The 22,826-nt window shown below is 59.0% G+C and carries 19 protein-coding genes and 2 pseudogenes; 11 read left to right on the top strand and 10 right to left on the bottom strand.

Annotated elements, in window-relative coordinates:
- Positions 1–4 precede the first annotated feature (4 nt).
- Positions 5–421: a hypothetical protein gene (locus V6943_RS11460; RefSeq protein ID WP_340553526.1), complete on the bottom strand. Its 417-nt coding sequence runs from the start codon at positions 419–421 to the stop codon at positions 5–7.
- Positions 422–727: 306 nt separating this feature from the next.
- Here V6943_RS11460 and V6943_RS11465 point away from each other — a divergent pair, with 306 nt between their 5' ends.
- Entirely contained in the window at positions 728–1,057 is a 330-nt protein-coding gene (locus V6943_RS11465) for a gamma-glutamylcyclotransferase family protein (protein WP_340553728.1), read from the top strand.
- Positions 1,058–1,130: 73 nt separating this feature from the next.
- On the opposite strand, the gene V6943_RS11470 is transcribed toward V6943_RS11465, so the two are convergent.
- A complete protein-coding gene (locus V6943_RS11470) occupies positions 1,131–1,556 on the bottom strand; it encodes a VOC family protein (RefSeq protein ID WP_340553527.1) in 426 nt (141 codons plus the stop codon).
- A 115-nt stretch (positions 1,557–1,671) separates the two neighbouring features.
- Here V6943_RS11470 and V6943_RS11475 point away from each other — a divergent pair, with 115 nt between their 5' ends.
- The gene (locus V6943_RS11475) at positions 1,672–2,556 is read left to right on the top strand and encodes a LysR family transcriptional regulator (protein WP_340553528.1); all 885 of its coding nucleotides are present in this window, start codon (positions 1,672–1,674) and stop codon (positions 2,554–2,556) included.
- A gap of 66 nt (positions 2,557–2,622) precedes the next feature.
- Here V6943_RS11475 and V6943_RS11480 read toward each other — a convergent pair whose 3' ends face one another.
- From V6943_RS11480 to V6943_RS11500, 5 genes are all read right to left on the bottom strand, one after another.
- On the bottom strand, positions 2,623–3,840 hold the full coding sequence (locus tag V6943_RS11480; RefSeq protein WP_340553529.1) for an MFS transporter: 1,218 nt from the start codon (positions 3,838–3,840) through the stop codon (positions 2,623–2,625).
- A 253-nt stretch (positions 3,841–4,093) separates the two neighbouring features.
- Positions 4,094–4,735, bottom strand: a complete 642-nt coding sequence (locus V6943_RS11485; RefSeq protein WP_340553530.1) for an FMN-binding negative transcriptional regulator — start codon at positions 4,733–4,735, stop codon at positions 4,094–4,096.
- 573 nt (positions 4,736–5,308) lie between these two features.
- Positions 5,309–6,412: an ATP-binding protein gene (locus V6943_RS11490; RefSeq protein ID WP_340553531.1), complete on the bottom strand. Its 1,104-nt coding sequence runs from the start codon at positions 6,410–6,412 to the stop codon at positions 5,309–5,311.
- Positions 6,402–7,385 carry a hypothetical protein gene (locus V6943_RS11495; RefSeq protein ID WP_340553532.1) on the bottom strand — a complete coding sequence of 328 codons (984 nt, stop codon included), beginning with the start codon at positions 7,383–7,385 and terminating at the stop codon, positions 6,402–6,404. The genes V6943_RS11490 and V6943_RS11495 overlap by 11 nt, the downstream gene beginning before the upstream one ends.
- Positions 7,386–7,445: 60 nt before the next feature.
- Positions 7,446–8,453 (bottom strand): LacI family DNA-binding transcriptional regulator, encoded by a 1,008-nt coding sequence (locus tag V6943_RS11500; protein WP_340553533.1) that lies wholly within the window; start codon positions 8,451–8,453, stop codon positions 7,446–7,448.
- A 153-nt stretch (positions 8,454–8,606) separates the two neighbouring features.
- Between V6943_RS11500 and V6943_RS11505 the strand changes: the two genes are divergently transcribed.
- The 9 genes and pseudogenes from V6943_RS11505 to V6943_RS20440 form a co-directional block, all read left to right on the top strand.
- On the top strand, positions 8,607–9,767 hold the full coding sequence (locus V6943_RS11505) for a Gfo/Idh/MocA family protein (protein ID WP_340553534.1): 1,161 nt from the start codon (positions 8,607–8,609) through the stop codon (positions 9,765–9,767).
- A gap of 9 nt (positions 9,768–9,776) precedes the next feature.
- Positions 9,777–10,850, top strand: a complete 1,074-nt coding sequence (locus tag V6943_RS11510; RefSeq protein ID WP_340553535.1) for a sugar phosphate isomerase/epimerase family protein — start codon at positions 9,777–9,779, stop codon at positions 10,848–10,850.
- Positions 10,851–10,892: 42 nt separating this feature from the next.
- Positions 10,893–12,131 carry a nucleoside permease gene (locus V6943_RS11515; protein ID WP_340553536.1) on the top strand — a complete coding sequence of 413 codons (1,239 nt, stop codon included), beginning with the start codon at positions 10,893–10,895 and terminating at the stop codon, positions 12,129–12,131.
- Between the two features lie 227 nt (positions 12,132–12,358).
- Positions 12,359–13,198 (top strand): AraC family transcriptional regulator, encoded by an 840-nt coding sequence (locus tag V6943_RS11520; RefSeq protein ID WP_181103893.1) that lies wholly within the window; start codon positions 12,359–12,361, stop codon positions 13,196–13,198.
- A 101-nt stretch (positions 13,199–13,299) separates the two neighbouring features.
- Positions 13,300–13,893: a LysE family translocator gene (locus V6943_RS11525; RefSeq protein ID WP_340553537.1), complete on the top strand. Its 594-nt coding sequence runs from the start codon at positions 13,300–13,302 to the stop codon at positions 13,891–13,893.
- Between the two features lie 269 nt (positions 13,894–14,162).
- The gene (pgm, locus tag V6943_RS11530; RefSeq protein ID WP_340553538.1) at positions 14,163–15,827 is read left to right on the top strand and encodes a phosphoglucomutase (alpha-D-glucose-1,6-bisphosphate-dependent); all 1,665 of its coding nucleotides are present in this window, start codon (positions 14,163–14,165) and stop codon (positions 15,825–15,827) included.
- A 496-nt stretch (positions 15,828–16,323) separates the two neighbouring features.
- On the top strand, positions 16,324–17,094 hold the full coding sequence (locus tag V6943_RS11535) for a 3-hydroxybutyrate dehydrogenase (protein ID WP_340553539.1): 771 nt from the start codon (positions 16,324–16,326) through the stop codon (positions 17,092–17,094).
- 268 nt (positions 17,095–17,362) lie between these two features.
- Positions 17,363–18,004 (top strand): annotated as a pseudogene (locus V6943_RS20435) (cache domain-containing protein); the annotation flags it as partial.
- Positions 18,005–18,271: 267 nt separating this feature from the next.
- Positions 18,272–18,868, top strand: a pseudogene (locus V6943_RS20440) (methyl-accepting chemotaxis protein); the annotation flags it as partial.
- Between the two features lie 329 nt (positions 18,869–19,197).
- On the opposite strand, the gene V6943_RS11545 reads toward V6943_RS20440, so the two are convergent.
- From V6943_RS11545 to V6943_RS11555, 3 genes are all read right to left on the bottom strand, one after another.
- Positions 19,198–20,685 (bottom strand): sigma-54 interaction domain-containing protein, encoded by a 1,488-nt coding sequence (locus V6943_RS11545; protein ID WP_340553541.1) that lies wholly within the window; start codon positions 20,683–20,685, stop codon positions 19,198–19,200.
- 79 nt (positions 20,686–20,764) lie between these two features.
- Positions 20,765–22,132, bottom strand: a complete 1,368-nt coding sequence (locus tag V6943_RS11550) for a TRAP transporter large permease (protein WP_131648604.1) — start codon at positions 22,130–22,132, stop codon at positions 20,765–20,767.
- A 16-nt stretch (positions 22,133–22,148) separates the two neighbouring features.
- Positions 22,149–22,763, bottom strand: coding sequence for a TRAP transporter small permease subunit (locus V6943_RS11555; protein ID WP_181103876.1), 615 nt, complete (start codon positions 22,761–22,763; stop codon positions 22,149–22,151).
- Positions 22,764–22,826: the final 63 nt, after the last annotated feature.

Below are 22,826 nucleotides of genomic sequence, written 5' to 3' on the forward strand. Positions count from 1 at the left end.
GATGCTAGCGGCCAGCCTGATCCTGATGCGGCTCAGGTTCAAGCACGGCGATGGTATTGCTGCTGCGTTTGAACGTCACCAGCTCGGCTAACCAGGCATGCAGCACAGGCGAATTGCCTTTCTGGTGGCGTAGCGCGATGGACAGAATCTCGCGGGCGATGGTCACCATCGCACTTTTGCTACCCAGAAAATGCCAGTTGAACCAGCCGTCGCCATAGGTCAGCGGCATCTTCTGGCCGGGTGCGAGGGGGATGTAAACCTTTACCGACAGATCGAACAGCACCTCCGGCTTGGAGATGATCAGCAGTTTTACGTCCGCCACCTTACTCAACCAGTAGCGATGATCGAAACGACCTCCAGTCAGCGCCGCGGATTGACTCAGGGCTTCGTTGATCAGCGCTCTGTTATCGATGAGTTGCACGGTAAGGATTCCGTTTGCAGAGTGGCCATGCCGCATCTCGAGTCTGCCGCATGCGAGCAGATACGAGACCGGCTGTGTAGGGCGCCTCGAAGGGGGTGGATCGAACCGCGTCCGCTTCGCTTGGCATGTCGGTTTATCGGTCCATCAGCGCTTTTGTTTAGCGACAAGTGTCGAAAATCTGTCTGGCGCCGCTCGTGCCCGCTATGCGCCAGGGTGGTCTCGTAGGCAGGCTGAATGGCTGGCCACATTGAGCGCATGGCAAAATCTCGCTTAAGCAACCGAACGCATTGAGGAAAGCGACTCATGATCGAGCGACTTTTTGTATACGGCTCCCTCGCACCTGGGCGGCCGAACGAGCACATCCTGGCGGCGATTCCCGGTACCTGGGAGCCCGCAAGCGTGTCGGGCAGGTTGCGTGAAGAAGGTTGGGGCGCGGCGCTGGGGTTTCCCGGTCTCGATCTGGATGAACGCGGCGAGACGATCGAAGGCTTCGTGCTCAGCTCAGAGGCGTTTGCGGCGCATTGGGCAAGGCTCGATGAGTTCGAAGGCGACGCCTACAAACGCATCCTGGCGGACATCAGGCTCGGCAGCGGTCAGACTGTAAAAGCGTATATCTACGCGCTCGGAGCAGGCTGAGCTAAAGACTAATCAAGACGCTGCGAATTGCTTGCCGCATCTCCGCAGCGCGTCGTATCAGACGCCCGCCAACTCACTTGGCGAACAGCTGGCTCATGTCCTTGAATGCCTTGAATTCCAGCGCATTGCCGCATGGATCGAAGAGGAACATCGTGGCCTGTTCGCCGACCTGCCCCTGAAAACGCACGTAAGGCTCGATGACGAACTGGGTGCCCAGCGAGCGGAGGCGTTCGGCCAGCGCTTCCCACTCCGGCCAGCTTAGCACGATGCCGAAGTGCGGTACGGGTACGTCATGGCCGTCCACCGCGTTGGTGTGCGCTGCGTCCTGAGACTGGGTTTTCGGATGTTCATGGATCACCAGCTGATGTCCGTAGAAATCGAAGTCGACCCAGTGCTCGGATGAACGCCCTTCGGCAAGGCCGAACACTTCCCCGTAGAAATGGCGGGCCGCCGGCAAATCGTAAACGGGAATCGCAAGGTGAAAAGGGGAAAGGGTCATCTGGGCTTCCTTCTTATGGCGAAACGGAAGCGATGATTCTTGCCGATTTGCCGCATCTTGCTACAACGAATATGTTTTGATTCGAGCCTCGAAAAAATCGATGGAACGGTGCCGAATGATCCGTGAAATGAAAACGTTCCTCGCTATCGTCCGGTGTGGCAGTTTCGCTGCTGCGGGTAATCAGATCGGCTTGACCCAATCGGCCGTGAGCGCCCAGATCAAGAATCTAGAAGATGCGCTAGGCATGCATTTGTTCGATCGAACAGGGCGCTCGGCGCATCTCAATGCAGCCGGGCTCCGTGCGGTGCCGCTGGCCGAACAGATCCTCGAAACCTATGCGCTGATGGGCCAGCCGGAAACGCTGAATGAATACCGTGGCGAACTGCGCATCGGTGCCATCGCCACCGTGCAGACCGGCTTGCTGCCGCCAGTTCTGCTGCGTTTGTTGCGCGAAGCGCCGGGCGTTGCGCCCAAACTTGTTCCAGGCGTTTCGCTGAACCTGCTGTCGCAGGTCGACGCTGGGGATATCGACCTCGCGGTGATGATCCGACCGCCGTTTGCGCTGCCCAAGGAATTGCATGCCGAGCTGATCCAGAAGGAGCCCTTCATGCTGATCGCTCCGCTGAGCGTAGAGGGCGACGACCCGCTAAGGTTGCTCGTCGAGCACCCCTTAGTGCGCTACGACCGCAATTCTTTCGGTGGTCGCCAGGTGAGTCAATTCCTGCGCAAACACCATCTGTATGTGCGCCCAGGGCTCGAACTGGACGAGCTGGATGCCATCGTCAAGATGGTTGAAAGCGGTCTGGGCGTGGCGCTGGTGCCAAAGGCCGGGCTGTGGCTCGAACGCACGCCAACGGTCCGCATCATTTCTCTCGGCAGTGCCACCTTCTACCGTGAGCTGATGCTCGTCAGCCGCCACAGCGCGCAGCGATTGCCGTTGCATCAGCTGTTTCGGCGCTGCTTGTGGGAGGCGTTAGAGGAGAGAAGCTCGGTTTCATGAGGTAGCTTCGACAGCAGGCTGAAGGTCGCTTGCCGCCGATTGCTTCGTTCAACGACCTCGGATCCCTCAGGCTTTTTTGGTTCTTGGTAGGAAGATCGCCAACACACCAAACAACGGCAGGAACGAACACAGGAAGTACACGTATTCGATGCCGTGAATGTCCGCCAAATGCCCCAGCAACGCCGCGCCAATCCCGCCGAAACCGAACATTAATCCGAAGAACACCCCGGCGATCATCCCGACATTACCCGGCACCAATTCCTGGGCATACACGACGATGGCCGAGAACGCCGAGGCGAGGATGAAGCCGATGACAACGCTCAGGACGCTGGTCCAGAACAGGTCGACGTGAGGCAGAATCAGGGTGAATGGCGCCACGCCAAGGATCGAAAACCATATCACTGCCTTACGGCCAATCTTGTCGCCGATCGGCCCTCCGAAGAAGGTTCCCGCTGCAACTGCACCTAAAAACAGGAACAGATGCAGTTGGGAGCTGGCCACCGATAGATCGAACTTCTCGATCAGGTAGAAGGTGAAGTAGCTCGTGAAGCTGGCCATGTAGAAGTACTTAGAAAACACCAGCAAGCCGAGCACGACCAGCGCGCTCATCACCCGACCTTTCGACAAGCCATGGGTCGCCGCCTGACCTTGCTTGAGCTTGAACAGGCTCAAGTGATTGGCGTACCAGCGGCTGATTCGATACAGCACGAACAGCGCAAACACGGCGAACAGCCCGAACCAGGCAACATTGCCCTGACCGTACGGAATGATGATCGCGGCAGCCAATAGCGGCCCGAACGCCGAACCCGCATTGCCGCCTACTTGAAAAGTTGATTGCGCCAGCCCGAAACGCCCACCCGAAGCGAGTCGCGCCACGCGAGAAGCTTCAGGGTGAAAGGTCGAAGAACCGATGCCGATCAACCCCGCCGCCAACAGAATCAACGGGAAGCTGCCGACCATGGACATCATCACAATGCCGATCAACGTGCAGACCGTGCCGGCCGGCAATAACCAGGGTTTGGGGTGGCGGTCGGTGTGGTAACCGACCCAAGGTTGCAACAGCGAGGCGGTCAGTTGGAAAGTCAGGGTAATCAGACCGACCTGCGTGAACGTCAGACCATAGCTGGCCTTGAGCATCGGATAAATCGACGGTAGCACTGCCTGGATCAGGTCATTGATCAAATGCGCCAGCGCAACCGCGCCGATAATGCGCATGGCCAACGGGCTGCTTTGTGAAGTCGCGGATGCCAACGTCGCGCCGGCCTGGGCATTGCTGATGGTCATTAGAGTTCCACACGGAGGGTACAAACGGCAGGAGCGTCAATGTGCCATTTTTCAGTGCAGTAGCACCATCCCTTAGGCTGCTAAGGAAACTCAGCTGAAGACATTCATCTGGCAATCATCAATCTCGCTTTCATCGATATGATCGGTATAAATCGAACCCAAAACAGACATTGACGACCGGCTATCTGCTAGACGCGGACATAGGAAAAACCCATCGAGGATGAGAGGGCCGTGACGCCTATCCTACTCATGGTTACAAGCTGTCTTTCTGTGAAGCAACTTCCTGCATTGATACGCTTATTGCAGGGCGACCGTTTTCCATTAGTGCATGCGCAGCACCCTGGATATCACGTGCATCCTTGTTTTGGCTTAGCTTGAATTTAGCAACTAGACGGGTGATTTGGATTTCTATACCAACGATGGCCTGGAGCATCGATTCGATGTATTCCGTCGGCCCATCGGTCATTTTCCAGGGCTTCGGCTGGGTTGCCTCGTGAGTCCGAGTCAACCGAGCAACCAGTCCTCTAACGTAGCGCTCATCATCTCTAATCAGAATGCGCCCATGAGCGTGCACGACCTTGTAATTCCATGTCGGCACCTGTTTATGGTGTTCATGTTTGCTCGGATACCAGTTGGGTGAGATGTAGGCCTCCTCACCCCGGAATACAACCAGTACTTCATCGCCATTTCGAACTTCAGTCCAGAGAGGATTATTGCGGGCCACGTGAGCGTGGAGCGTGCCGCAGGTGCCTTGGTCGGCAGCCAGTTCGAAGGGCACATGGTTTGCGTCATATCCGCTTTCGCCATTCGTGAAAATTATCCCTAGCGGATGCTGCTTGATGAGCTGATGCATGGCTTCGGATGAGGGTTCATTGAAATGTGCTGGGACGTACATATCGTCTCCAAAGGGATATGGCTCAATCGGATTAGCCGTAACGTGGCTGCGACGGGCAGGGAAGCAAGTTGCTTATTACTTGGAGGACATCTCGTTCCGGCTACGCATACACCTGACCTCAAGTGCGCTCCTAGCTACATCTTCCACGTCGAGGCCCTAACGACCTTGCTGTTAGAAGACAAAAGGTGTGCTTTCTCGCTGTTGGAACAATCCCCAGACCGTCGCACAGAAAAACTACTGAGTCGCTCCAATTTCGACAGACATGGCTGGCCCATTCTTCCCAAGATATTCAGTATCGGTTGTATGCAGCCGTTCGCCAGCGGCCGATTATGGCTGGAAGCAGCCTCTCGCGAACAGAGCGGCCGACCCAAATGGGCGCTCATGACAGGCAGAAAACGGCCAAGAGCGGTCGTTCTGAAACGTCCACAAACGAGAAGCTATTCACAAGACGTTAACCGTACAGCTTGAGAGGTTAGGAAGAGTTATCTACGGCTCAAAATAGTCGATCGAATATCCGTCGTTACACATAAAAGTATCAACCGATTGGCAAAGCTCAGAGCACTGGTTATAACCCTACCTATTTATTTGGTATGGTATTTCAAACCTGAATGTATTTGTTGCTAGTGGGGTTTCACCAATCTTTTGCCCTCCCAATCGCCGACTACTCACCGAAATTTCGATTCCGTGAGCATCTGCAACTATTTTTGCCAAATACAAGCCTACGCCCTCGCCCTTTCTTAGATCCCTAGACCATTTGCCACGATATTTTTTTTGAAATATTAGTTCAAACTCGTCTTCTTCAATAGGCGGCCCTTGAGAGACGACACATACTTCCGCTCGATCCTGCATCTCGCGAAGGCTGACCGTTACATCTCCAGAAAGGCAGTACTTTACTGCGTTACTGACTAGAGAAAACGGAATAATTTTGAAGCTTTCCCTCAGATTGAAATTCCGATAACTTTCTCCTCTGAAATGAACTCTTGTTCTAACCCCGTCTTCGCCCGTATCGAACCCTGATAGAATTGAAGTGATTTTTCTAAGTATTCCATGTAATGAGGTCGATATGGGCCTTCCAAAACGAGCGGCCGCCGGATTGAAATAAATAGACACCAGATCAAAGTAATCATTAAGCAGGCCGGCCGCCTTTACCAAGGATTTCATCTCGGCAGACGCGTGATCCAGTTGTGCATCCAGCGTCCTAACCGAAGCGATACTAGAGTGATCTAAAAGTCTAATCGAGATGGCTTCAAGCTGTCTGGCAAGGCGTATAGGATCATGAAGGGGATCCAATAGTTCGGATTGCCGTTCTAAAATATGATTATCTATGACTTTATCAAGACTGCTTAGGCTTTGAAGCCATTCACCAAACCTGCTGTCATCTAGGCTTCTTCCTTTTAAATCCTGCTTAAGCTCTTTCGATATTTTAGCTCCAACAAGCTTTCCCTTAACACCAAATACAACTACCCGCGCCGTACCTACGGTGCCAGAAAAATATGACATCCCATGTGGACAGAGTCCTTCCCCTGTGCCCTCTGTAGATAAACAGGTCTTTTGGAATTTGCATTTTTTCTCGCACGTTTTTGCAAAGCCAGAATCGCCAGGAAGAATAACCTCTTGAATGCTGCATGACCACGGAGTCGCTATCGCTCCAGTGCTTATAACATCTTTAAGCAACATGGCGATAAATCCTCACTAGATCGATGGTCGCCTCATAAAGCTTAGGATATGAAGATCTATCAAGCATCAGTGTTGAGCGAGGATCTTTCTGACTCTCAATCAGCCCATTGACCGAACTAATAAAGTCCGCACGCCTTGCCTTGTCGAGAGAGTCGAGTTCAAAGTTAATAAGCCTCTCGATTTGGGCTATATCGAATTTTTCCGACAAAAACTGATCAATAAGATCGGAGCATTTATGCGCTGTCATCGGCTTCTTGGCTACATCGTCCGCCTGCTCAAAAAACTTTGTAGCGAGAACATCGTATTGCTTGTTTGATACAGCACAAATTTTCTGGTTTGGATTTATTCTTCGTAGCGAAGTTAGAAGCTTCAGGCCTCCTTCTTCAGGGTCATCTTTGACGATACCTTTAATGTCTAAAAATATTACATCATATGTCGCCAAGCTAGAAACATCAGACAAACTGACTTGCTTGTATGTGCTAATTTGATAGCCGGCCTTTTTCAATTCGGCAATAGGGAAATCTGATATGTCGTCGTCAACAAAAGCAATTTTTCCGACGAGCTTTGAATTAATTGGTTTTTGGCTGCGCGCGATATTTCCTGCTAGCTCCGACATGGAAAAGCCAACAGTTTTCGTTTTGAAGATTTTTTTTCTAATTGCGAACAAGATACCGGCAACAGGTGTAGCTATACCGAAAAAATTTGCCAATCCGCTTGCACTCTCAAACCAAGCGAATGCCTTAGCCATCAATTCACCCACGGGGAAATCGCTCCAGTTGTTTTTTGATATCCTATTGGCATCACTCTTGGCCCGCAACCCCGCAACCCCGCAACCCCGCAACGTTCTACTTGGCAGGACACTGCGTTCAAGCGCATCTCGCAAGTGATGAGCTGCAATCCACTCAAAATGGCCTCTGTGAATGACTGCTTCTGGCCGTTCTCCGCCGGTCACCCTTCGGTATGTACTGGCCAAAGCCGGGTTCGAGTGGTGATCGAATGCAATTGATTAGTCAGGGCGGATGCAACTGTGCGGTCAAGTGCGTGCAACAGCCGCTGTACTGCCGCGCACGATCAGGTTGAAGGGCAATATCAAGTGAGGAATGTCGAGCGGGCATTGCTCGAACTGGGCCACCAGCATCTCGACCGCGTGCCTTCCGAAGGCCTCGGCGGGCTGGGCAATGGTCGTCAATGGCGGGTCGCTAAAGGCGGCAAAGGGAATGTCATCGAAACCGGCGACCGACACGTCCTGCGGAACGCGCAAACCGCACTGGCGGATGCGCTGCATGGCGCCTATTGCCATTTCATCGTTTTCGCAGAAGATCGCGGTCGGTCGATCCGGGTTGTCGAGCAGCTGCCCGGCCGCCTCGTAACCGGCCTGCAAGGTGAAATTGCCGCGGCGAAGCAGCTCCGAATCGAGCGCGATGCCTGCTTCATTCAGCGCATCCTCGTATCCGGCAATACGCTCTCGGGTCAGGGGGCTGCCTTGCGGTCCCTTGATCAGGCCGATGCGGCGATGACCCAGCGCGAGCAGATGTTCGGTCATTGCGCGGGCCGCGGCGCGGTTATCCAGTCGTACGGTCGGGCAGGGTGGAATGTCGAGCACTTCGCAGGCGTTGACCATCGGCGGTAGCGCATTGCCGTGGAGACAGGTTTCAGCGAAAGGGTTGAACGCTCGCAGCTGGATCAAGCCGTCGGCCTGGTGGGCGTGAACCAGTTCGGCATAAGCGATCTCGACGTCTTCGCGGCCCAGGGTATTGCACAGCAGCACGCGGTAGTCGAAGGCCTGCGCGGCTTCCTGAATACCACTGATGACGCGGGCGAAAAACACGTTGGCGATGGCCGGGACCAGCACGACGAGATTGCGCGTCTTGCGCGAGCGGAACTGGACGGCCATCAGGTTTGGGCGATAGCCCGCCTGTTCGACCGCTGCGTTCACGCGGTCGCGGGTCTGCGGCGATACCTTTTCGGGCGTCTTCAATGTGCGCGAGACGGTGGCGACTGATACGCCAGCCAGCTCGGCCACCTTGCGAATGTTCGGCATAACTCCTCGATGATCGGCGCGGACCCTTTCGGTCAGCGGTGACTAGCGTAACGCAGCGCTTCCGACTTGACAGCAAGGCTTTCGGTGCTACTTTCGAATCAATGTAACCGGTTACATTGCAAGTGATCAAACCTCGATAGCTGGAGCAAAGGCATGGATTCAACCGGTCGATCTAAGGTTCGGGTGGGCATGGTGGGTGGCGGTGAAGGGGCGTTCATCGGCCAGGTGCACCGCCAGGCGATGCGCCTCGACGGCCATATCGAGCTGGTCTGCGGGGCCTTCAGCCGCGACCCCGAAAACAACAGGCGAAGTGGTGCGGCTCTGCATCTCGACCCGCAGCGTTGCTATGACGCCTGGGAGGCGCTGCTGGCGGCCGAAAAGGAGCGGCCGGCGGATCAGCGCATGGAATTGCTGGCCATCGTTACACCCAATCATTTGCATGCGCCCATTGCCGAGGCTGCCTTGCGTGCCGGCTTCCATGTGTTTTCCGAGAAGCCGGCGGCACTGTCGCTGGCGGATATGCAGGTGCTTGCCGAAGCCCAGGCCGACAGCGGCCGACTGTATGGATTGGCGCATACCTACCTGGGATATCCGATGGTCTGGCAGGCGCGGCATATGGTGCAGGCCGGCGCGCTCGGTCGATTGCGCAAAATCTTCGTCGAGTATCCGCAGGGTTGGTTGGGCGAGGATCAAGCAGGGCAGGGCAACAAGCAGGCGGCCTGGCGCGGTGAGCCAACTCAGGCGGGGCCGAGCGGCTGCATGGGCGATATCGGCATTCACGCGTTCAGCCTCGCCGAGTTCGTCAGCGGCCAGCGCATCGAGCGTTTGTGCGCGGATCTCGGCGTGCATGTCGCGGGACGGCAGCTCGACGATGACGGTGCGGTGCTGTTCCAGACCGACGGCGGCGCAAGCGGCGTACTTATCGCCAGTCAGGTCTGCACGGGCGAAGAGAACGCCCTGACGTTGCGCTTGTATGGCGAGCGCGGCGGCCTTGAATGGTGCCAGGAACAGCCGAACAGTTTGGTCCATCGCCCGCTCGGCGAGGCGCTGCGAGTGCTGCGTGCTGGGGTCGATCAGCGCTGGCTGTGCGACGACGCGCTTCGGCGCCTGCGCCTGCCTGCTGGGCATCCCGAGGGGTATCTCGAAGCGATGGCCAATCTCTATACCGACTTCGCCACATCCATCCGCTCGGGGCGCGCGCTCGAAGTACCGGGTATCGATGCTGGCCTGCGTGGCATGGCCTTCATCGAGACGGTCATCGCCAGCCATCACAGCGATGCCAAGTGGACGCCATTCGCCGCTACCGAACGATAGGAACTCAAGATGCAGCAACCCATGACATCCAGTGGTATTCGCGGTCCGGCCATTTTCCTTGCGCAGTTTCTCGGCCCGGAGGCGCCATTCGACACGCTGTCAAACCTGGCGCGCTGGGCGGGCTCGCTCGGCTACTGCGGGGTTCAGCTACCCACGCTTGGCACACTATGTCTGGACTTGCAAAGAGCCGCCGAGAGCCAGACCTACTGCGACGAACTGAAAGGACTTTGCGCCGAGGCGGGCGTCGAAATCAGCGAGCTGTCGACCCATCTGCAGGGTCAGCTGGTGGCGGTGCATCCGGCGTTCGACGGCCTGTTCGATGACTTCGCCCCGCCCGCGCTGCGTGGCAAGCCAAAGGCCCGTACCGAGTGGGCCATCGATCAGTTGCACCTCGCGGCCAAGGCCAGTCGGCGCTTGGGGCTCAGCGCTCATGCGACGTTTTCCGGCGCGCTGTTATGGCCGTACATGTATCCCTGGCCACAGCGACCGAGCGGTCTTGTCGAGGAGGGCTTTGCCGAACTGGCGCGGCGCTGGCGACCGGTCCTCGATGCGTTCGAGGAAGCTGGGGTCGACCTGTGCTTTGAGATCCATCCCGGCGAGGACTTGCACGACGGCGCCTCTTTCGAGCGCTTCCTCGATGCGGTCGACCACCATCCCCGCGCGAAGATTCTCTACGACCCGAGCCACATGCTGCTGCAGCAAATGGATTACCTCGGTTTCATCGACCGCTACCACGAACGCATCGGCATGTTTCACGTTAAGGATGCGGAGTTCCGTCCGGATGCTCGTTCCGGCGTCTACGGCGGTTATCAGAGCTGGACCGATCGCCCCGGGCGCTTCCGTTCGCTGGGCGACGGCCAGATCGATTTCAAACAGATATTTAGCAAGCTGACGCAGTACGGCTACGAGGGCTGGGCAGTACTCGAATGGGAATGCTGCCTCAAGGATGCAGCGCAGGGGGCCGAGGAAGGCGCCCCTTTCATTCGACAGCAGCTGATCAACCGCGCCACACGGGCCTTCGACGATTTCGCCGGCGTTGCTCGCAGCGCTTCGGCAAACCGCCGTCTGCTGGGACTCGATTAAGGCGTTCTCTTGATAAACGTGCACAACAATAAGGACAAGACCATGAGCACACTCAATGCACGGCTGAGCCTGATGATGTTTCTGCAGTTCTTCATCTGGGGCGGCTGGTTCGTCACCCTCGGCACCTTTCTGGCCAATAATTTGAGCGCGACTGGCGGTCAGATCGGCATGGCGTTCTCGACCCAATCCTGGGGCGCGATACTGGCGCCGTTCGTGATCGGCCTGATCGCCGATCGTTACTTCAATGCCGAGCGCTTGCTCGCCATCCTCCATCTGGTCGGCGCGGTGCTGTTGTTTCAGCTTTACCGGGCGAGCGACTTCAGTGCGTTCTATCCGTTCGTGCTGGGCTACATGATCGTTTACATGCCTACATTGGCCCTGGTGAACGCCGTCGCCTTCCGGCAGATGCGTGACCCCGCTCAGGAGTTCTCGAAGATCCGGGTTTGGGGCACGGTGGGCTGGATCATCGCGGGGCTGGTGATCAGTTTCCTGTTCGGCTGGGACTCTCAGCAAGCCATCGCTGCCGGTGCGCTACGCAACACCTTCCTGATGTGCGCCATCGCCTCGGCGTTGCTTGGGCTGTACAGCTTCAGCCTGCCGAGTACACCGCCGCTGGCCCGGCGCGAGCAGGGCGGGCTCAAGGAAGCGCTGGGTCTGGATGCGCTCAAGCTGCTGAAGGATCGCAGCTTCGCCATCTTTTTCCTCGCCTCGGTGCTGATCTGCATTCCACTGGCCTTCTACTACCAGAACGCCAATCCCTTCCTCGCGGAAATAGGCGTCGACAACCCGACCGGCAAGATGACCTTAGGACAGATCTCCGAAGTGCTGTTCATGTTGCTGCTGCCGCTGTTCATCCAGCGCTTCGGCATCAAGAAAACCCTGCTGCTGGGGATGCTCGCCTGGACGTTGCGCTATGCACTGTTCGCCTACGGTAATAACGGCGATCTGCTCTTTATGCTGGTTGCCGGTATCGCCTTGCACGGGATCTGCTACGACTTCTTCTTCGTCTCCGGACAAATCTATACCGACGCCAAGGCCGGCGAGACCTTCAAGGGTTCAGCACAAGGCTTGATCACGCTGGCCACTTACGGCGTCGGCATGCTCATCGGTTTTTGGGTGGCCGGAAAGGTGACCGATCACTTCGCAAGCATGGACGGCCACGACTGGCAGAGCATTTGGCTGTTCCCGGCGGTATTCGCATTGGGTGTCTTCCTGACGTTCCTGTTCGCCTTCCGCGAGCAACGGCCAGCCGGGCTCGAGACGGCTGCTAAAGCGGTCTGAGATTGAATGGATCAGCGCCGGTCATTCACGACCGGCGTCTCCAACCGTGACGCCTGGCCCTGCGCAACGATGCGATTTACCAGTCCCAAACCCGTCCTGCCAAGACGACCATCAATCCTATGCGGCCCGCGTTTGCACAAATCTTCTATGACTGCCATCCATCGCCTAAGAGAATGCCTGTTCACGGGCCTTCGCCTGTAGCCATTCGTTATCGAAGAGCCAAATCCATGGGTGCCAACAGCTGGGTCGATTTGAAGCTGGATGCCGAGACGGGCATCGAGATCATTCGTGCCCATTTCGAGGGTCATGCCTACGACCCGCATTGGCACGACAGCTACCTTGTCGGCTTCACGGAGCAGGGTGTGCAGCAGTTTCGTTGCCGCAAGGTGCTGCATAGCAGCACGGCGGGGCAGGCGTTTTTGCTGGAGCCCGGAGAAATTCATGACGGCCATGCCCCAGCGCCTGGTGGCTTCACCTATTCGATGCTCTACCTGCAGCCGCAATGGCTTGAAGCCCAGCTGCGGGCACTGTTCGAGGACGCGCCTGAGCATTGCCTGCCGAGCTTTGCCGAAACGCTGGCGAGCGAGCCAGATCTGGTGAACCACATTGCCCATGCGTTCCAGGCGCTACACAGCGCGGATTTGCGCATCGTCCGGCACGCGGCGCTGGATGCATTGCTGGAGAAACTGTCCAGCCATGTTCACTGGCGACAGAAAGGGGAGCTGAGTCCGCGGCTGCCTTCTGTGGCGCTTAACGCGCGGGATTTTCTGCATGCTCATCTGGATCAGGATATCGGTCTGGATGATTTGGCATTCGCGGTCGATGTTGACCGCTTCCGTCTTTCCCGCGCGTTCAAGGCGGCCTTCGGACTGGCACCTCACGCTTATCTGGTGCAACTTCGCCTGAGTCTGGCTCGCAAGCTTTTGCGCCAGGGATTGGCTCCGGCGAGCGTTGCGGTGGAGCTGGGATTTGCCGATCAGAGCCATCTAGGGCGTTGGTTTCGGCGTGCGTACGGGTTGAGTCCCGCTGCCTATCGCAAGCGCTGCTCAAATCTTCCAGACCGCTAACGCGCCCCGACGGAACATGGCAGAAACAGTCCATTGGAGTTTCCGCCCATGTTTTCGATCTTCGAGGTCTTTCATAGCCAGCCGTGCCTCGGTGCATGGCGATGAGTCAGTTTTTGCCTTTCGTGCTCTTTGCCTTGGTGGCATCGATCACACCTGGGCCGACCAACATTCTGGTGCTCAGCAATAGCGCGCTGTACGGCTTGCGTGCTGCGTTGCCCATCGTGCTGGGCGCCTGTGCCGGTGCGGCTGCCATCGTGCTGGTGGTCGGGTTGGGGCTGGGCGAGACATTGCTGCGGTTTCCGTTGGCGCAGCAAAGCCTGGCGTGGCTCGGTGTGGCGTGGATCAGTCTGCTGGCGTGGCAGCTGTTCCGCACTCAGCCCGTCGGCGTGGATAAGGACGGCAGCAGTAAGCGCATCGGGGCCTGGGGCGGAGCGGCGCTGCAATTGGTGAATCCCAAGACCTGGATGATGGCGTTCGCTGTCGTCAGTGTATTCACCAGCGCGGGAGCCAGCTCGTTCCGCTATGGCGTCTATGCGCTGATTTTCTTTCTCGTCGCCGTGCCTTGCCTGACTGCCTGGGCCGTACTGGGGCGGGGCGCCGCGCGGTTTCTGAAGTCGACGCGCTGGATGCGGCGCTTCAATCAGAGCATGGCGTTGCTGCTGCTCGTCTCGGCATGGACAAGCCTGTTGGGCTGACCACAAAGAAGTCGTATGGATTACTCGTTTGCTCGACGCAAGGTGAGTGCAGCGGGCCTTCGCTACCGAAGAAATCGGCAATATCATGCGCACCCGAATCAGCCCGAACATGTCTTTATCACGCATGGGGAACCAAAGCCCAAGGGGTGGTGGTCTTAGCGCGTAGATAAGTGGCGCGGGACCGCGCTTTATTGCTTCGATTGCCTCCTATGCGACCCCTGCGGTTATGCCCGAGGCGACATTATCCAGCCCCTTCAAAGGAACGACAGATGAGCATTGACGTCAACGCAGGACGCCTCCCGCACGAGAATTCCCTGGTCAATCTTCCACGCCTGGTATCCCGTTACTACAGCGAGCGCCCCGATCCGGCGGACCCAGCGCAGCAGGTTTCCTTCGGGACGTCTGGCCATCGTGGCTCGTCGCTGAAGAATAGCTTCAACGAATGGCACATCCTCGCCACCACTCAGGCAATCTGCGATTACCGTCGAGAGCAGGGCATCGACGGTCCGATCTTCGTCGGTATGGACACCCACGCGCTGTCTGAACCGGCGTTCGTTTCCGCGCTGGAAGTACTGGCGGCCAACAGCGTCGAGACGCGCATCGATGCCGGCTGCAGCGAAACCAATGGCGAGCCCGGCTACACCCCGACGCCGGCGATCTCCAACGCCATCCTCGAATACAACGCCGGCCGCAGCAGCGGCCTGGCTGACGGCATCGTCATCACCCCGTCGCATAATCCGCCGGCCGATGGCGGCTTCAAGTACAACCCCACCAACGGCGGCCCGGCCGATACCGGCGTGACCAAGTGGATTCAGGAACGCGCCAACGCGCTGCTGGTCGCTGGGCTGAAGGGCGTGCAGCGAATGGATTACGCGCACGCGCTCAGGGCGCCGACCACCCAGCGCTTCGATTTCATCGAAAGCTATGTGGGCGGCCTGGATCAGGTGATCGACCTCGAAGCGATCCGCAATTCCGGCCTGAAGTTCGGCGTCGATCCGCTCGGCGGCGCCGGTGTGCATTACTGGACGCGCATCGCCGAGCGCTATGGTCTGCCGCTCGAAGTGCTCTCGACCCGTGTCGATCCGACGTTCCGCTTCATGCGCCTGGATTGGGACGGCAAAATCCGCATGGACTGTAGCTCACCGCACGCGATGGCCGGCTTGATCGAAAACAAGGACCGCTTCGATGTGTCCTTCGCCTGCGATACCGACCATGATCGTCATGGCATCGTCGCGCGCTCGGTCGGGCTGCTGAACCCCAATCACTACCTCGCCGTCGCCATCGAATACCTGTTCACCCACCGCCCCGAATGGAGCGCGCAGGCCGGTATCGGCAAGACGCTGGTCTCGTCCTCGATGATCGATCGCGTCGCGAAGGGCATCGACCGCCAGGTGGTGGAAGTGCCGGTGGGCTTCAAGTGGTTCGTCGATGGCTTGATGAACGGCAGCCTGGGCTTCGGCGGCGAAGAGTCGGCGGGTGCATCCTTCCTGCGCAAGGCCGGTGGCGCCTGGTCGACCGACAAGGACGGCCTGATCCTCGGGCTGCTGGCTGCGGAAATCACGGCTGTAACCGGCAAGGACCCAGGCGAGCGCTACCAGGCGCTGACCGATCGCTTCGGCGCTCCGGTGTACCAGCGCATCGACGCCCCGGCCAATCGTGAACAGAAAGCCAAACTCGGCAAGCTGTCGGCCTCTCAGGTCACCGCTGGCGAACTGGCTGGCCAGCCGATCACCCAGATCCTCACCGAAGCCCCAGGCAACGGTGCTGCGATTGGCGGTTTGAAAGTCGTGACCGACAACGGCTGGTTCGCCGCTCGGCCATCCGGTACCGAGGACGTCTACAAGATCTACGCCGAAAGCTTCGAAGGCGAGGCGCACTTGAAGCGCATCCAGGAAGAAGCCAAGGCGCTGGTCGACGGCGTGCTGGCAGGGTGAGGCAACAAGCGCAATCCAGTAGGGATTGATTGTTGCGAGCACGGTTTTCATTACCGTCCAGCGGCTCGGACATGGGGCTCGCCGGTATGTGTCGCTCTGTGAGCATGTACAAAATGCTGGACATTGCACTAACTGGCTGAAGGGTAAGGACACCCATCTTCTCGTTCCGAACGCCCGCTATCGCGGGCGTCTCGACCTTTTTGCCCGGCCGCTCGCCGCTCTGGCATGGCTTTCGCTCTGGTTTTCCGGTCTCGCTTGTTTCCGTGCCGCACCGTCGATGCATTTCGACGGTGCGGCCGGCGCGATCAGAACAATAAGGAAAACCGTACATGAATGCCCTACGCACATTTTTCGGCGGATCAGCCGCCGGCACCCGACCGTCCCGCTTCACCATTATCCCGCCCAGCATGCTTCGTAACAGCCGCTACTCTGATTGTCATCAGGGTGCCATGTGCACTGCTGCCCTGATCGTTACCCGCAGCAATCGGAGACAGCCATGATTCTGAAAGGCAAAGCAGCCCTGGTCACCGGCTCGACCAGCGGGATCGGTCTGGGCATCGCCTGCAAGCTGGCAGAGGCGGGTGCCGACGTGATGCTCAATGGCTTCGGCGATGTGGAGGCGGCTATCGCCCGAGTGTCCGTCTATGGCACCCGTGTGCTGCATCACTCAGCCGACGTATCCGACGCCGAACAGATCGCCGAGATGGTCAGCCAGACCGAGCGTAATTTCGGGTCCCTCGATGTGCTGGTCAACAACGCCGGCATTCAGCATGTCGCTCCGGTCGAAAGTTTCCCGGTCGAGCGTTGGGACAGCATCATCGCCATCAATCTGTCCTCGGTATTCCACACCATGCGTTTGGCGCTGCCGGGCATGCGCGAGCGCAACTGGGGGCGGATCGTCAACATCTCCTCGGTTCACGGCCTGGTGGCTTCGGCGCAGAAATCGGCTTACGTGGCCGCCAAGCACGGGGTGATCGGGCTGACCAAGACGGTCGCACTGGAAACTGCATCCACGGCAGTCACCTGCAATGCGCTCTGCCCAGGCTGGGTACTGACGCCGCTGGTACAGCAGCAGATCGACAGCAAGACGCAAACCCATGGCGACCCGGCCCGCGCGACGCGGGAGCTGCTGATGGAGAAACAGCCTTCGCTGGATTTCGTCACGCCCGAGGAGCTGGGTGATCTGACGCTGTTTCTCTGTAGCGACGCCGCCAAGCAAGTACGCGGCGCGGCCTGGAACGTCGATGGCGGCTGGCTGGCGCAGTGACGCTGCGGCCTTGATCGACCTTTGCGGCAACTCTTCACGTTAACGCACTTAGGAACGGCGCCTGAGCTCTGTGCGCTGGTGAGCAGTTGCGGTTCGCCAATGGTTGGCGCGCTGCCTTCATAAGGATGACGTCTCGATGAACAGCTTCTTTCGTCAGTTTCGTATCGGTCAGCGGGTCTGGATGCTTACCCTGGGTTTCGGTGTGGTCGTAGTTCTGTTCACCTGGTGGATGGTGGCCAGTCTGCAACGCAGTCTGACCGAAGAAAAAATGGCCGCCGTGGATGCGGCACTGACCACCGCCGTACGGGTGATGGAGCATTACGAGGGCAAAGCGCGCGCTGGTGAAATCACGCTGCCAGAGGCGCAAACCGGCGCGATGGAAGTGATCGGCACCATCCGTTATCTGGGCGACCACTATCTGTGGATCAACAACATGGATTTCGTCTGGCTAATGCACCCGGTCAGCCCGCAACTGGTCGGTCGCGATCTGCGTGATCTGAAGGACAAGGCCGGCAAGCCATTCGTGCAGCAGCTGGTGGACGGAGTGCGCAGCAACGGCTCCATGCGGCTCGAATATCTTTGGCCGCGACCGGGCGCCACCGAGCCCGAGCTCAAGCTGACCGAGGCACGTGGTTTCAAACCGTGGAGTTGGATGGTGTCCAGCGGTATTCACCCCGCCGATATCGATTCGGCCGTGAACCGAGAGGTGACGACCGCGTTGCTCGTCGGCGCGCTTATTCTCGCGGCGCTCGCGGGATTCAGCATGCTGTTGATCCGCAGCATCACCGGGCCCCTGCGTGAAACGGTAACCACCCTGGAAAAGGCTGCCGAGGGCCGCACTGACCTGACCGTACGCCTACCGACACAAGGTCGCGACGAACTCGCGCAGATGGCCGGCAGCTTCAATACGCTCATGGAGGCCGCCAGCGGCGTGGTTGGCCAGGTGACCCAGGCCAACCTGAAGCTGATGACCGCCAGCGAAGATTTGTCTCAGATCACCTCAGGCGCCCAGCGCGATGCCGAGCGGCAGGAAAGCGAAACCATCAGTCTGGCCGCCGCCATGAACGAAATGGTCGCCACGGTGCAGGAAGTGGCGCGTAGCGCCAGTCTCGCGGCTGATTCGACCAAGCAGACAGAAGCAGAGGCCGCGCAAGGTCGGCGGATGGTCGAGCAGACCATGCAGGAAATCGCGGACCTGACCGGCGATCTGTCGCAAGCGCGCTCGGTCGTGGAGAAACTGGCGAAGGATTCCTACGACATCGGCACGGTGCTCGACGTGATCAATGGTGTCGCCGAACAGACCAATCTGCTTGCGCTCAATGCCGCTATCGAGGCAGCCCGCGCGGGTGAGCATGGACGCGGTTTTGCGGTGGTGGCCGACGAGGTACGCTCGCTGGCGCAGCGTACCCAGCGTTCGACTCAAGAGATCCACGCGATCATCGAGCGGCTCCAGTCAGGCGCGACCACAGCCGTCGAGCGCATGGCTCGCAATGCGGAAAAGGCACAATCGACGATGGAACAGGCCGCGCGCGCGGGTGAATCGCTCGGCGCTATCACCGTGGCGGTCTCGACCATCAACGACATGAACCTGCAGATCGCGACGGCCGCGGAGGAACAGACCGCTACGGCTGAGGAAATCAATCGTAGCGTCAACGGCATCCGCGACACCGCCAGTTCCGCCGGGCAGACGGTCACCCGAACTCGCGCCGCCAGTACCGAGCTGCAGCTATTGGCGCAAGAGCTTGGTGGTCAGATCGAACGATTGAATGCCTGATAGGCCCCGGTGCGCCGTCCAGTTCAAGCCTGGCCGGCGCCATTGGGTCGTTCATGGTGATTCGTCCAGATTATCGGCAGTTCTGCCTGAGCATTTCGGGGGTGGTGGGCGGGGCGTTCACTTAAGCACATTCACCCCGAGGTCGGGTCTCCCACGAAAGCAGGCAGATGCACCTGACTCTGTGGGAGGCGCGACCTCGCGGCGAAAAAGCCCGCAGGCCATAGAGCATTTTCAGCGCTAGAGAAAGCATTGCCGGATGAGACACGTCGTCGAGGGTTGCGAGGCAGGCTGTACGCCACCGAGCCGATGGCGTCTTGTGTCACGAAAGGCTAACGCTCGCTCAACCCGTGCAGCTGCAGTTTCGAATACAGGCTCGCACGCGAAATACCCAGCTCGACGGCGGCACGGCGACGGTTGCCTTTGCAGGTGCGCAGTGCATGTTGCAGCGCGCGGCGTTCGGCCTGAGCAATGCTCTCGGCCAGCAGCTGAAGCGGCGCCTCTTCCAAGGCGGATGGTTCGGTGAGGAGCGGCATTACTGTTGGCGGCACAGATGCCGCGCTGTTGCTCTGCTCGCCAAGCAACGGGAGTAGATGTCGCGATTCCAGTGGCAGGCCATCGGCATTCAATTGGGCCCGCTCCAGCAGGTTGCTCAATTCGCGAACGTTGCCGCGCCAGGGTTGGCCGCAGAGCAGCGCTACGGCTTCGGGCGTGAGTTCCATCGGCGCATGGCCGGATCGATTGGCGATGTCATCGAGCAGATGTTCGACAAGCGCAGGAATGTCGCTGGCGCGTTCGCGCAACGATGGGACCTTGAGCGCTAGGACATTGAGGCGGTAGTAGAGATCGTCTCGGAATTGCCCGGCGGCGACCTTGGCTTCCAGATCGATGTGGGTCGCGGCGATCACCCGCACGTTGAGCGGTTTGACCTGGTTGGAGCCCAGCGGCTCGATTTCCTGTTCCTGCAGCACCCGTAGCAGTTTCGCCTGCAGTGGCATGGGCAGGTCGCCGATTTCATCGAGGAATAGCGTGCCGCCGTTGGCGACTTCGAATTTGCCGATACGCGCCTTGCGATCCGCACCGGTGAACGCGCCTGGAGCGGTGCCGAACAGCTCGGCCTCCACCAGGGTTTCGGGGATGGCCGCGACGTTGACCGCGACGAAAGGGCCATTGGCCCGTGGCGAAAGGTTGTGAATGCCCTGGGCGAGCAATTCCTTACCAGTGCCGGTCTCGCCGCGGATCAGCACCGTGGCGTCAAGCTGTGCCGCGCGACGGGCCTGACGCTTGACCTCGCTGGCGGCTGGGCTGGTACCGATGAAGCCGGCAATGGTGTAACGCGCGCGTCGGGCCTTGGCCAACTCGTTCTGGGTCGCGACCAGCTGCGTCTGCAGAACGTTGAACTTGGACATCAGCGGTCTGAGATGCTGCGCCCGGTCGAACAGCACGAAGCCCAGCGCGCCGACCAAGGTGCCGTCCTCGTCCCGTAGCGGGATGCGAGTCACCACGAAATGCTCATCGCCGAACGCCATCAGGTCGAGCATGCTGGGCAGCCCGTTTTCCATGACCTCGCGTAGACGGCTGGCTGGCAGCACCTCTTCGATTTCCTTGCCAAGCACGCTGCGTGGGTCGCTGATGCCAACCTTTGCGGCGTACTTGTCATTGATCCAGACGATGCGCGCCTGGCGGTTGACCGCAATGGTGCCTTCGCACTGGGCGTTGAGGTGATCGAACAGCAGCGGCATCGCCACGGCGCGAAAGCGCTCCGGGGAGACGCCGATTATCAAACCATTGTGATCGAGGTCGTTGCGCGCAATCGCCATGGGCAGGGATGTCCGTTTGGGTTCCGACCGATTATGGAAGGCCCCGGCTGCCTCGGGCAAGGCAGCCGGGGCGAGGGCGCTAGCGCGCATATACCTCATTGGGCAACCACGTCGCCAGCGGCTCGAAGAAGAACACCAGCGCCAGGCCGAGCAGCTGGATCAGGATGTACGGCAATACACCGAGATAGACGTCGCGGGTGGTCACTTCTGGCGGACAGACGCCTTTGATGTAGAACAGGGCGAAGCCTACCGGTGGTGTCAGGAACGAGGTTTGCAGGCACAGTGCGAAAAGAATCGCGAACCACAGCGGATCGACGCCCATCGAGAACAGTACCGGTGCTACCAGCGGCAGAACGATCAAGGTGATCTCCACCCAATCCAGGAAGAACCCCAGCAGGAAGGTGATGAATAGCACCGTGAGCAATACGCCAGTCTGGCCGAACGGCAATCCGGTGAGTGCATCGCGTATCACATCGTCGCCGCCCAGGCCGCGCAGCACTGCGGCGAACACCGTGGCACCGATGAAAATGCCGAAGATGAAGGCGGAGGTGCGGCTGGTCTGGTAGAGCGCTTCCTTCAACACGGTGAGATTCAGCCTGCGGCTGCAAGCGGCCATCAGTACCGCGCCGAATGCGCCGACAGCGGAGGCTTCGGTGGTCGTGGCGATGCCGAAGAAGATCGAACCAAGCACAGCCAGGATCAGCACGAAGGGCGGCACCACGGCCAAGAAGACGTCGAGCAGCGCGCGCGCGTCGAGCTTGGGACGGTTGGCCGGAGCAGGCGCGAAGTCTTTTTTTACCCAGGCAACGATCACGATGTAGAGGATGTACATCGCAGCCAGCATCATGCCGGGGATCAGCGCGCCCATGAACAGTTTGCCCACCGAAGCTTCGGAGGTGCCAAGACGATCAGCCATTAGCACCAGCATGATGCTTGGCGGAATCAGGATGCCCAGCGTGCCGACCGAGCAGGCAGTACCGACGGCCAGGCTCTTGTTGTATTTGGCCTGCAGCATTGGGCCGATCGAAAGCATGCCGAGCAGCGCCACCGAAGCGCCGACGATGCCGGTGGACGCGGCAAGCAGAATGCCCACTAGCACGACCGTCACGGCGTAGCCGCCGCGCAATGGCCCGAGCACACGGACCAGGCTGTGCATCAAGCGCTCGGCGATGCCGGAACGGTCGAGCATGATGCCCATGAAGATGAACAGCGGCAGGGCGACCATCAGTTCGTTGGCGACGATGCCGTAGATGCGGGCGTCCAGCACGCCGATGGTGCCTTCCCAAGTGAACCAGAGATCGGCATCGAAATGCTCGACCATGACATAGCCGAGAACGGCGAACAGAAGCCCGATGCCGGCCAGTGACCAGGCGACGGGGAAACCAAGCAGCAGGAGCACCATGAAGCTGGCGAACATGCCGATGACGAGTATTTGTTCCAGACCCATGATTACGGCTACTCCATCAGGGCTGCGGATGGCCGCGGTCGCGGTCATTCGGAGAGGCCGTAATGGCCCGTGGGAATTTGAACAACAGCGTGCTGCAGCGCGTGGCTTTGGAGAACAGCGCCAGCGCCAGGAGCATCAAGCCCAGCGGCAATGTGCTCTTGAAGATAAAGCGATGCGGCAGGCCGCTTGGCGCTTGCGAGCGTTCGTTGTAGATGAACGCCTGGTAGGCGAAGGGAATCAGCGCATCGACCATCAGCACAACGACAGGCAAGGCAAGGAACGCGATAGCCAGCAACTCGATGATGGCCCGGCTGCGCAGGGTGAATTTCTCGCTCAACACATCGACCCGCACGTGGTCGTCGCGTACCACGGCGTAGGCCAGGGAAAGCAATACGGCGGCGCCAAACAGGTGCCAGGACAACTCTTCCAGCGCAATGGAGCCACGCGCCAGGACGAAACGGCTGAACACATTGGTCAGCACCACCAGCAGGCACAGCACCCACAGCCAGGCGCTGAGTTCGCCGATGGCGACCAAGGCCCTGTCCAGCCAGTAAGACAGTCGATTATGCGGCAGCTCGGCCTTGGCAGAGGCGGGCGCCGCGTCGTTGGGGGAAACGGGGTGAACGGACATGACGACCTCGGCAAATCCAGCACGGGCACGCGACGCAACTACACAGGTACGGCAACGGCCCGC

This window comes from Pseudomonas sp. CBC3 (assembly GCF_037967085.1).
In the GTDB taxonomy this organism is placed as follows: Bacteria; Pseudomonadota; Gammaproteobacteria; order Pseudomonadales; family Pseudomonadaceae; genus Stutzerimonas.